The organism is Stenotrophomonas sp. YJH_SMC_57 (assembly GCF_059369755.1).
In genome coordinates this window covers 154198-164562 of record NZ_JCAFSZ010000011.1, presented here as the reverse complement: position 1 = coordinate 164562, position 10365 = coordinate 154198, and the positions used below count along the sequence as shown (strand labels likewise).

The following is a 10365-nucleotide window of genomic DNA, read 5'->3' as shown; positions in this document are numbered from 1 at the left end:
GGCTGGCCTATGGCCAGGCGCCGGGGGAGGTGTCCACCGCGCTCTACGACAACCGCTTCGTCGCCATCCCCGCCGAAGTGAACTACCGGCCACAGACCGAGGACGGCCACGGCGCGCACCTGCATCCGCGGCCGACCATCAACGGCACGCTCAGCGCGATCGTGGTCAGCGATGGCGACCCGCTGCTGTCCGACCGCGACCATCGCATCAAGGTGCAGTTCCCGTGGCAGCGCGGCGGCAACGCCAGCAGCGGCCTGGCCCATCCCGGCGGCGACGACAACGCACCGGCCAATGGGGGCGCCTGGACCTGGGTGCGGGTGATGACGCCGTGGGCCGGCGACAACTGGGGCGGCGTGGTGCTGCCGCGGCGTGGGCAGGAAGTGCTGGTGGCGTTCCTGGAAGGCGATATCGACCGCCCGGTGGTGGTCGGTGCGGTCTACAACGGCCGTGGCCAGCAGGACGCGCAGCACAACCAGATCAACGGCGGGGGCGCCACCGCCACCGGCAACGCCGCCGCCTGGTTCGAGGGCAACGACCACGCCGCGGTGTACACCGGTTTCAAGAGCCAGGCGCTGGCCGACAGCCAGGGTGGCACCGGCGGTTACCAGCAGCTGCGCTTCGACGACACGCCCGGGCAGGGCCGCGCGCAGCTGTCCACTACCCAGCACGAGACCACGCTGACCCTGGGGCATCTGAAGGGAGGCCAGGACAACGTGCGCGAGGGTGAGCGCGGCTTTGGCGTGGAGCTGTCCACCCAGGCACAGGGCGCACTGCGCGCCGGCCGCGGCCTGCTGCTGACCACCGAGCAGGGCGCGCCACAGATGGCCGCGCCGCAGGCATTGAGCCAGCTGCAGGAAAGCCAGCAACTGCTGCAGCAGCTGGCCGAATCGGCCGCCAACCAGCAGGCGCAGCTGCCCGGCGAGCCGAACGAGCTGCCGGTGGACACCACCCTGACCGAGCTGCAGGAGACGCTGCGCGCCACCCACAGCGGCAGTGCCGCCGGCAGCATCGCCGGTGGCGAGGGTGAAGCGCCGGGCTGGAGCGCGCCGGTGCTGCTGGGCAGCGGCGTGGCCGGTGTGCTGAGCCTGACCCCGGCCGACCAGGTCTGGGTGAGCGGCACCCACACCACGTTGGCCAGCGGCGTGGCACTGAACTGGATGACGCAGGGCTCGCTGACGATGGCGGTGGCCGGCGGTCTGGTGCTGTATACCGCCGGCGTGCAGCCCAGCGGTGAAAGCCCGAACCAGGAGCGCGGCATCGCGTTGCACGCCGCGCAAGGCAAGGTGAGCGCGCGTGCGCACAAGAACCAGATGATCGTGGCGGCCAAGACCAAGGTACGCATCGCCAGTACTGAAGCGGACGTGCAGCTGTCGGCACCGAGCAAGCATCTGCTGGCGACGGCGGCAGGGGCCTACATCCGCATTGAGGGCGACAACATCGAGCTGGGCGCGCCGGGAAAAGTGGAGTTCAAGGCCAGCCAGCGGGATTGGGTGGGGCCGCTGATCAGTTCGGAGGAGACCGACGTTCCAGCTGGGCAGTTCAGTGGCTGCGAGCCGCACTTGAACGCAGCAGTATGCCGACAGGAAGGGTGCGCTGATGTCGGTTGAATCGTTGTGCGAACAGCTGATCGGTATCGATCGCAGCAGCGCAGGTCAGTGCCACCTGCTGATGCAGCCAGCTGTAGAGCGATCTGAGATGGGCGAGGCCTTTGACGCGCTGCTGGAATCGGCTGGAATCCAACCGATCCCGATCGCCATTCGACAGATACCAAAAACCCTGTGGCCGTTCCTGATCCCGCTCGACCTCAGCAAAGGAATGCACTCCCTGTTGTCTGGTCAGGCGGTGGAAATGGCGATGGCACAGCGCTCGGCATCGTCGCTGCTGGCTGCGCGCCCACAGCGTGCGTGTGCGTGGGTATGGACGCCGTTGCTGACACCACAGCTGGCCAGACAGCTTGCCGAGCGTGCGGTGGCGCACTGCCCGCATGCGCAGGGCCGGAAGCGGTGGCTGCGCTTCTACGACCCGATGGTGACGGATCTGTTCCTGCAGTGCTCATCGCGCTCGCAACGGGCGTATCGGTTTGAAGGTGTGACCACGTGGATGTTCCTGGACCGGTGGGGAGAGTGGGCCATCAGCAACGCTGTCGCGCCTGCACTGCGCGGTGACCCTGCCGTGTCCTGGCCCGAGCTGGAATCCATTGGTGCATTGAACCAGGCGTGGATCGGCGCGCTGCGGGCCGGAACCCCACCGGATCGCGCCACGTTCGCGCAGGTGCAGTGCAGTGTCGGAGAGGGGCGCCGTTGTGGTGTCTCCAGTGGTACTGATCTGGATCTGTTCGCCACGCATGCGCTCTTGATCGGGCCTCAGTTCCACAGGCATCCCACTGTCCAGACGCTACTGGCGCAGATCGCGCACGGTGAGCGGTATGGCGATCTGATTCGACGGATTGGAGACACGGAGTGGCAGGACATCCGCATCGCGGCGTCCGCACACGCAAGTGCGATCAAGGGAGACGGGGCACATGACGCGCGATAGCAAAGATAGGTACGACTCCAGCGGGCCCTTCACGGGTGAAAGCAACGTCGGGATCCGCAGCGCGGGCAGTCCAGACATCGTCGATCTTCCGGCGGTTGCCGCCACGCTGCCGGACGAGACAGAGAAATCAGCCTGCGACGTCTGCCGCTCCACTGGGCTGGCCATCCTGCCGGTGCGCTACACGGTGGTGCCTGCCAGCTGCAACGTGAGCCTTGGTGGCCTGTCGCCCGCACACGCCAGCGACGTTGATGTAAGTGCGGCGGGATACACCTACGCGCTCAGAACGTTGCGCCAGGGTCTGCTGTACCTGTACTACGAGCAGGGTCCCTACGGTCCGGAGTACTGGGAGTGCTACGCCATCGCCGAAAACGGCACCCTGTGGCGGCAACCCACCGCCTACAGTGCGCGCGCGATCGCAGGCGGTGGCCTGCCCAGCTGTGGCCGCAGTGGCCACGATCCGATGCGCACGGAGTTCATCACCATCCAGCGCCCGCATGTATGCGGGACGGTCTGGCTGGCCTACTCCCAACACCCCTGGACGCCAGCGACGTTGGATCGCTATGGATCCGACCCGGCCCTGCGCGCCGAGCGGATGCAATCGATCGAGCCAGCCAGATGGATCACGTCGGCGAGAGCAGAAGGCGACCAAGCGCCATTGAAGGATGCCGCCGGGCTGGCCTCGATCATGGAATATCGATGGCTGGATAACCCCTCAGGCGATCCGCCAGACCTTCCGTACAGCAGCGCACTCCCGGGTGCCTCTAATCCGGACGGGGCGCTTCGCAACGTGCGGCTGCACGCGCATGGCACGCGTTACCCCTGGTCGCGGCGGGATTACCCTCGTAGCGACGGTGTCGACCCGCGCCAGCAGCGGTTTGAGCGCCTGAAGCAACACAGCAGCAACGGGCGCATCGGCAGTGATCGTCAGGAGTACCCGCCCATGCTGCTGGGCTTGTGGGATGCGGTTGGCGTCGTGCACGAGCTCAGTGGTTACTGCAATGACCTGGTCGCCTGCATCAACCAGTTCAAGAGCGAGCGCGAACTGGAAGTCAGCGCTGTTGACCAGATCGAACAGATCTCGCGCCTGCTGGAGCTCAACGGTGCGGTGATGGCAGGGAACTACGCAGCACAGACCGTCCGCGAGGTGGAGCGGCAGCGCCGCCTCGGCAATCCCTCGCTTCCCTCATGGGACCCCAAGGTAAAGCTCTCCGAGGAGGAGAAGCGGGAACTCGCGCGGGAGTATGAGCGCCAGTTCCTGCCGCTCTATCTGAAGGACGCCCAGGATGCGTGGAAAAACAAGTACTGGCCGCTGATTGACGAGCCCCGTTTCACCGCGTTCAAGAGAAACATGGACGCGATGACGCAACAAGTACTCGACCGGCTGGGACCGAAGATGTCGGTGCTGGTTGCCTGGCTCCGCCACGATCTGCTGCTGGCGACGCTGGAAGACTTTGACGGCAAGTCTGCGGCGCAAGGGGAGTGGTTCGAGGAGATCATCACAGAGGCGATCGCCGTGCTTGGTATGCACGAGATAGGCCGTGCGTTGCTGACTGAACTGTCCCACGATATAGAAGTTACCGGAAGAAAATCCCTGCTCTGGCGAGTCATTGCGAAGAACGACGAAGAGTCTCGCAAGGAGCTGCAGCAGACACTCACGGCGGCGCAGGTGTGCGCCAACACGATTCTCGATGTGGCCGGCGCAGGCTGGGCGGCATTTGTCGCAGGCACCGCGCATCTGAAGTCTTACTTGGCCCTTTACCGCAAGTTGGAGGCGGCGCAGAAGGAGGCCGCGCCCCCCACGGCCAGTGCCCGCATCCTTCGCGACAGTGGCGTCGATCGCTTCGTCACTACCGCAGGTGCCTACCTTCTGAATCGATTCCCGATGAAGGGCATCCAGGACACCGCCGGCAATGCGATGGTCCGGTTCGTGCTTCTGACGCGGGCGCTGATGGAGCGCGATGAGGCTATCAGCCTGGTGGCCGAAGAGCTGAGCAGTGGCCAGCACGGCAAGCGCTACTTCCTGGAGCGCATCCAGTTCTACCGAACCAAGGACAGTGCACTGCCGATGCAGTTCGCGCTTCGGGACCTGGAGCTGCATCACGGCGCGCTGGCGATGCGCAAGCGTTGGCAAGCTGCGGCAGAAAGCAGCCGGAATGTGGTGCGCCTTAGTTCGCTGACCGGCGTGCTGGAAATGGTGAATTTCATCCATCTGGCCACGAAGGTGGACAAGCAGACGCGAGACTACGCGACCTTACTGGCCTCTGGAATGTCGCTTGTGGCTGTGTATACCAGTGTGCATGAAACGGTAGCCAAGGAGTTCTTTGGCGCGGGTAGCGCCAGTGCCATACGGATGAAGGTTGCCGGAAGTGTGATGGCGGGGGCGGGTAGTTTTATTGGGGCGTACTACAGCGTCCTGGAGGCTGAGAAGGCAAGTGAATTTGGTATGCGCGCCCCTATAGCGTTGGTGATAAAGGGGGGAGCAATGGCAGCTACCGCCTCTGCTCAGTTCTTGACCGCTCTTGCCTATTCTTCCCCTGTCATTGAGCGCGTGGTAGGACGCAACTCACTAACGATCGGCCTTAGAGGTTTAAGGGCTGGCATTGAGGTAGCGGCGGGTGGAGAAGGCGGGCACATCGTTTCCTCTCAAGCCATGAAACGTATCGGTACATGGATCTTGCGACTTAGTGGATGGGAGGTAGCTTTGGGTCTTCTGCTCGTCGAAGTTTTGATATGGGCTGTTAGCGCGAATGATCTGGAGAAGTGGTGTATGACCAACGTCTTCGGTAAGAGGATTGGTGACAGGTCGAGAGGGCGTCGCTCGCCCGACGATGTCTATGCGACTGCACAGGAGCAGCAGCTGGCATTTGACAGGGCTATTGGCTCGGTTTCGATTCGGTCTCAATAGGTGGGGTGCTCTAGTGAGTGTTGGTGAGGACGTGTTGCTTGAAACAGAGATCGGAACTATTTCCGGTCAGAGGGTTAAGTACGTCATGGAGAATATTTTTTGGCGAGATGGGGATTGCGTGGGAATGGCTGCGACTGGTGCTTTGTCCGCTGCGCTGGGTCATAGCGGCGTCGCTGCCGGTATGGCGGTGATGTCTTCAGAGGAAATGGAAGAGCCGGTTGCGAGGGTTGAGTTTTTACTCGGTGAGGTGCCTGTTGAAGGGCTGCTTTGGAACTGGCCTTTCAGCGAGGGAGATTTCGTCAGGGTAGTCGGAAAGCGAGATGGCGAAGGGAAATTCTTCGCTCTATCAGTGCTTGATGAGAGTAAGAGATTAATTGTTTCCTATCCGCATGTAAGTGCCGGAAGTTGGGCGCATTGGATTTCTGTAGCGAAGTATTCTCTTATGTTTGCCGTTCCATACTGGGCAGTCTTCTTGGGTATTTTGTCTGTAGTCTCGTCATTGTCGGTTGAGATTCTTGTGTACGCATATTTTGCAGGGATAGTTTTTTCTCTTGCGGTTGGGTACCGGATTGGGCGCAGATTCACTCGCTATGCAAAGATGGCGGATTCGATATTCTCTGCGCTTGGTTGGAGTCGAGGGGCGGCAATTGACTTGCGGAAGATAACAAGGGCGGCGCGCCAAAAGGGTGATCATGTTGCATTGGGTGATACCTATTTCAGATACTGATCGATGTGAGTTTATTGCGGAATTCAAGCCAAACTTCCTTGGTCAGGGGAATTGGGATGACCGCATTGCACTTGGCGGTGCATGCTTTGACTATTAACATTGCGAGGTTATGCGTGCTGATGGCGCCTGACATCTAGCGCCTTTGGGCGGCCCGTGCACAGTGGCGTTGATCGCTTCGTCACCACCGCCGGCGCATTCCTGCTGAATCGATTCCCGATGAAGGGCATCCAGGACACCGCCGGCAATACGATGGTCCGGTTCGTGCTTCTGACCCGATCGTTGATGGAGCGCGATGAGGCTATCAGCCTGGTGGCTGAATAACTGAGCAGTGGCCAGCAAGGCAAGCGCTACTTCCTGGAGCGTATCCAGTTCTACCGAACGAAGGGCAGTGCACTGCCGATGCAGTTCGCACTTCGCGATCTGGAACTGCATCACGGCGCGCTGGTGATGCGCAAGCGTTGGCAGGCAGCGGCAGAAAGCAGCCGGAATGTGGTGCGCCTTAATTCACTGACCGGCGTGCTGGAAATGGTGAATTTCATCCATCTGGCCACGAAGGTGGACAAGCAGACGCGTGACTACGCGACGTTATTGGCCTCTGGAATGTCGCTTGTGGCTGTGTATGCCGGTGTGCACGAGACCGTGGCGAAAGAGTTCTTTGGTGCGGGTAGCGCCAGTGCCATACGGATGAAGGTTGCCGGGAGTGTGATGGCCGGGGCGGGTAGTTTTATTGGGGCCCTTTACAGCCTCGCTGACGCTCTGAGCTCTTTCAGGAATGGCAAATACGCTCTGTCCACGGTGCTCTTGGTCAAAGGCGGGACGGTTGGGATAAGCGGGTCTGCTCAATTTTTGACGGCGCTTGCCTATTCATCTCCTGTAATCGAGCGGACTCTCGGGAAGAATGCGCTCACCCTAGGGCTGAGAGGACTGCAAGCTGGACTTGAGATCGCTGCCGGAGGGGAGGGCGGAAGTATAGTCGCATCGCAAGCTATGAGGCGCGTTGGCGTATGGATTTTGCGACTAAGCGGATGGGAGTTGGCTCTAGCCCTGCTGGTCATCGAAGTCCTGATATGGGCGATCATCCCAAACGAGTTGGAGAAATGGTGTGCGTCAAACTCATTTGGAAAGAATGCTGGGAAGAGAGGAAGTAGCTTCTACGCAACAGCGCGGGAGCAACGGCTGGCGTTCGAGAAGGCTCTTGGCTCTGTGTCGATGAGGACGCAATGATTACTCAAGAGCAGGTGGGACTTGGGGGCAATGGCCCCCTCGAGACTGAGGTCGGTGTAGTCTCCGATCTTCGAGTTCAGCATGCTGTCAAGAATATATTCTGGCGCGATGGTGATAGTGAAGGAATGGCAGCAACTGGTGCCTTCGCAGCTGCGCTAGGCCTCAGTGGACCAGCAGCGGGTATGGCGATGATGTCTGCGGAGGAAATGGCCGAGCCGGTCACTAAGGTCGAGTTCCAGCTTGGTGATCTCGCCGTAGAAGGGCTTCTCTGGAACTGGCCATTTAGCGAAGGTGATCTTGTTCGAGTTGTCGGGACACGGGATAGCGAAGGAAAATTCTTTGCTATCTCTGTTCTTGATGAGCAGAAGAGGTTGATCGTCTCCTACCCGCACGTTAGTGCTGGCTCGATAGCGCATTGGATTGTCGTTCTGAAACTATCACTAATCGTATCGATTCCTTGGTGGGGACTTATAATAGGGTGGTTTGCCTGGATGACCTCCGCGCCATTTAATTTCTTGGCTCGTTCGTACTTGATTGGTGTTCTCGTATTTTGTGTAGTTGGGTATCGAATTGGCCGTAGATTTGTCAGTTACGCCAGAATGGCGGATTCAGTTTTCTCTACGCTTGGGTGGAAGGGGGCGAGGCGAATGAATCTTCGTAGAGTGACTAAGAGGAAGCGACAGCCGGGCGACCATCCCGCCCTAGGCGATACCTATTTCAGATATTGAATGGTGTTTGTCAGTGTTGGGGCGATGACCGGCAGGTAGTCGACCGGCTGGTACCCAAGATGCGTGTGCTGGTTGCGTGGCTCCGCCACGATCTTCTGCTCGCAACGCTGGAGGACTTTGATGGCCAATCTGCGGCGCAGGGAGTGTGGTTTGAGGAGATCATCGCCGACGCCATCGCGGTGCTTGGCATGCACGAGATCGGCCGAACGCTGTTGACTGAACTGGCTGGCGATCTGGCTGTGACCGGAAGATCGTCCTTGCTGTGGCGGGTCATTGCACAGAACCAGGACGCTTGAAGACCTTCATCTCCAACTATCGCAAGCTGGAGGCTGCGCAGAAAGAGGCAGCACCTTCCACCGCCAGTGCCCGCATCCTTCGCGACAGTGGCGTTGATCGCTTTGTAACCATTGCCGGCGCATTCCTTCTGGATCGATTCCCGATGAAGGGCATTCAGGACACTGTCGGCACTCCCATGGTCCGGTTCGTGCTTCTGACGCGGGCGCTGATGGAGCGCGATGAGGCCATCAGCCTGGTGGCCGAAGAGCTGAGCAGTGGTCAGCAGGGCAAGCGCTACTTCCTGGAGCGTATCCAGTTCTACAGAACCAAGGGCAGCGCGCTGCCGATGCAGTTCGCGCTTCGGGACCTGGAGCTGCATCATGGCGCGCTGGCGATGCGCAAGCGTTGGCAGGCAGCGGCGGAAAGCAGCCGCAATGTCGTCCGTTTGAACTCCCTTACGGGCGTGTTGGAGATGGTGAATTTCATCCATCTGGCAACCAAGGTGGATAAGGACACGCGCGACTACGCAACGTTACTGGCGTCCGGCATGTCGCTTGTGGCTGTGTATACCAGTGTGCATGAAACGGTAGCCAAGGAGTTCTTTGGGGCGGGCAGTGTGAGTGCCATTCGGATGAAGGTTGCCGGCAGTGTGCTGGCGGGAGCAGGTAGTTTTACTGGGGCGGCTTACAGCTTGTCAGATGCGGAACAAGTCTACGCGTATCGAAACAAGATGGCGCTCGTAGCGCATCTTGCCAAGGCCCTGACGCTGGCGACGATCGGATCATCTCAATTCCTAACCGCGCTCGCTTACTCATCCCCTGTGATCGAGCGCAGCATTGGGCGGAATTCGTTGACTTTGGGGCTGAGAGGACTGAGGGCTGGACTTGAGGTGGCGGCCACGGAGGGTGGGAATGTCGTTGCGTCGCAGGCTATGAAGCGAGTCGGTGTGTGGATGCTGCGATTGGCAGGATGGGAGGTTGCATTGGTTCTGCTCGGCATTGAAATATTTGTATGGGCCATTAGCCCAAATGACTTGGAGACGTGGTGCATGACAAATGCGTTCGGAAAGAAGGGAAGCAAGGCTTTAGGAGGAACTCTCTTGTCTAGCAAAAGCTATGTAACTTCACTAGAGCAGCAAGTGGCTTTTGAAAAGGCTATCGGCTCAGTTTCCGTGAGGCCGCAGTGAGTATCGAACTCCAAGTGAACCCTGCCGGAAATAGGTCGCTAAATAGGTCGCTGGATACTCACGCTGGCATCATCTCTGACTTGAAAGTTCAGCATGTAGTGCAGAACGTCTTCTGGCGGAGAGGAGACCGTGAGGGCATGGCAGCGACTGGCACAATCGCGGCAGCGTTTGGGCTTAGCGGTCCGGCCGCAAGTATGGCGATGATGTCTGCTGAGGAAATGGAGGAGCGGGTTGCGTGGGTTGAGTTTCGGCTCGGCGCAATCAAAGTAAAAGCAATGCTCTGGAACTGGCCATTCCTGGAGGGCGATGATGTCCGAGTGGTTGGTCGACATGAGGACGACGGAAACTTCTTCGCCCTTTCAGTCCTGCAAGAACAGAGTAGGCTGATTGTGTCTTATCCGCACGTTAGTGCGGGCACGTGGGCTCATTGGATGACGGTGGCAAAATATTCCCTGATGTTCTCGGTGCCTTGGTGCGCACTTGTTATCGGATTTTTTTGGCTGGTTCAGCTTAAGGATAGTATTGGCAGGAATGAAGGCGGAAGTGTGTTGGTAGCTCAGGCCTACTTGGTCTGCGTTTTGCTCTTCTGCTTCATCGGATACAGAATGGGGCGGCGTTTCACTCGGTTTGCAAAGATGGCTGATGCAATATTCCAGACGCTTGGTTGGCCCAACGCAAAGCGGATCAATCTGCGGCGGATCACCAAGCAGAAGCGTCAGCCGGGCGACCACCCCGCCTTGGGCGATACCTATTTCAGGTACTGACCATCAGCGACTGACACGGC

10 protein-coding genes are annotated in these 10365 nt (G+C 59.8%); all 10 read left to right on the top strand.

Annotation, left to right across the window (positions count from 1 at the left end; translation table 11 throughout):
• Nucleotides 1-1607 (top strand): DUF2345 domain-containing protein (locus tag AC5P7U_RS16370; protein WP_495221272.1); only part of this gene is annotated, 1607 nt, incomplete at its 5' end.
• Nucleotides 1597-2535 (top strand): DUF4123 domain-containing protein, encoded by a 939-nt coding sequence (locus tag AC5P7U_RS16365; protein ID WP_006451560.1) that lies wholly within the window; start codon nucleotides 1597-1599, stop codon nucleotides 2533-2535. The genes AC5P7U_RS16370 and AC5P7U_RS16365, both read left to right, overlap by 11 nt.
• The gene (locus AC5P7U_RS16360) at nucleotides 2522-5440 is read left to right on the top strand and encodes a T6SS effector BTH_I2691 family protein (protein ID WP_495221271.1); all 2919 of its coding nucleotides are present in this window, start codon (nucleotides 2522-2524) and stop codon (nucleotides 5438-5440) included. The genes AC5P7U_RS16365 and AC5P7U_RS16360 overlap by 14 nt, the downstream gene beginning before the upstream one ends.
• Nucleotides 5441-5453: 13 nt before the next feature.
• Complete coding sequence (locus AC5P7U_RS16355) at nucleotides 5454-6167, top strand: putative type VI secretion system effector (protein ID WP_414555959.1); 714 nt, start codon at nucleotides 5454-5456, stop codon at nucleotides 6165-6167.
• Nucleotides 6168-6320: 153 nt separating this feature from the next.
• Nucleotides 6321-6488: a hypothetical protein gene (locus AC5P7U_RS16350; RefSeq protein ID WP_495221270.1), complete on the top strand. Its 168-nt coding sequence runs from the start codon at nucleotides 6321-6323 to the stop codon at nucleotides 6486-6488.
• Nucleotides 6489-6566: 78 nt separating this feature from the next.
• The gene (locus AC5P7U_RS16345; RefSeq protein WP_414555957.1) at nucleotides 6567-7391 is read left to right on the top strand and encodes a hypothetical protein; all 825 of its coding nucleotides are present in this window, start codon (nucleotides 6567-6569) and stop codon (nucleotides 7389-7391) included.
• Nucleotides 7388-8119 (top strand): putative type VI secretion system effector, encoded by a 732-nt coding sequence (locus AC5P7U_RS16340; RefSeq protein ID WP_414555956.1) that lies wholly within the window; start codon nucleotides 7388-7390, stop codon nucleotides 8117-8119. Before AC5P7U_RS16345 ends, AC5P7U_RS16340 begins: the two co-directional genes overlap by 4 nt.
• Before the next feature lie 59 nt (nucleotides 8120-8178).
• Nucleotides 8179-8415, top strand: a complete 237-nt coding sequence (locus AC5P7U_RS16335) for a hypothetical protein (protein ID WP_414555954.1) — start codon at nucleotides 8179-8181, stop codon at nucleotides 8413-8415.
• A complete protein-coding gene (locus AC5P7U_RS16330; protein ID WP_414555952.1) occupies nucleotides 8412-9581 on the top strand; it encodes a hypothetical protein in 1170 nt (389 codons plus the stop codon). The genes AC5P7U_RS16335 and AC5P7U_RS16330 overlap by 4 nt, the downstream gene beginning before the upstream one ends.
• Nucleotides 9578-10345 carry a putative type VI secretion system effector gene (locus tag AC5P7U_RS16325; protein ID WP_414555950.1) on the top strand — a complete coding sequence of 256 codons (768 nt, stop codon included), beginning with the start codon at nucleotides 9578-9580 and terminating at the stop codon, nucleotides 10343-10345. The genes AC5P7U_RS16330 and AC5P7U_RS16325 overlap by 4 nt, the downstream gene beginning before the upstream one ends.
• Nucleotides 10346-10365 lie beyond the last annotated feature (20 nt).

Bases quoted from the DNA above. Each gene is read 5' to 3' on its own strand.
- AC5P7U_RS16335 (WP_414555954.1), top strand. From the start codon at position 8,179: ATGCGTGTGCTGGTTGCGTGGCTCCGCCACGATCTTCTGCTCGCAACG.
- AC5P7U_RS16345 (WP_414555957.1), top strand. From the start codon at position 6,567: ATGCAGTTCGCACTTCGCGATCTGGAACTGCATCACGGCGCGCTGGTG.
- AC5P7U_RS16360 (WP_495221271.1), top strand. From the start codon at position 2,522: ATGACGCGCGATAGCAAAGATAGGTACGACTCCAGCGGGCCCTTCACG.
- AC5P7U_RS16365 (WP_006451560.1), top strand. From the start codon at position 1,597: ATGTCGGTTGAATCGTTGTGCGAACAGCTGATCGGTATCGATCGCAGC.
- AC5P7U_RS16340 (WP_414555956.1), top strand. From the start codon at position 7,388: ATGATTACTCAAGAGCAGGTGGGACTTGGGGGCAATGGCCCCCTCGAG.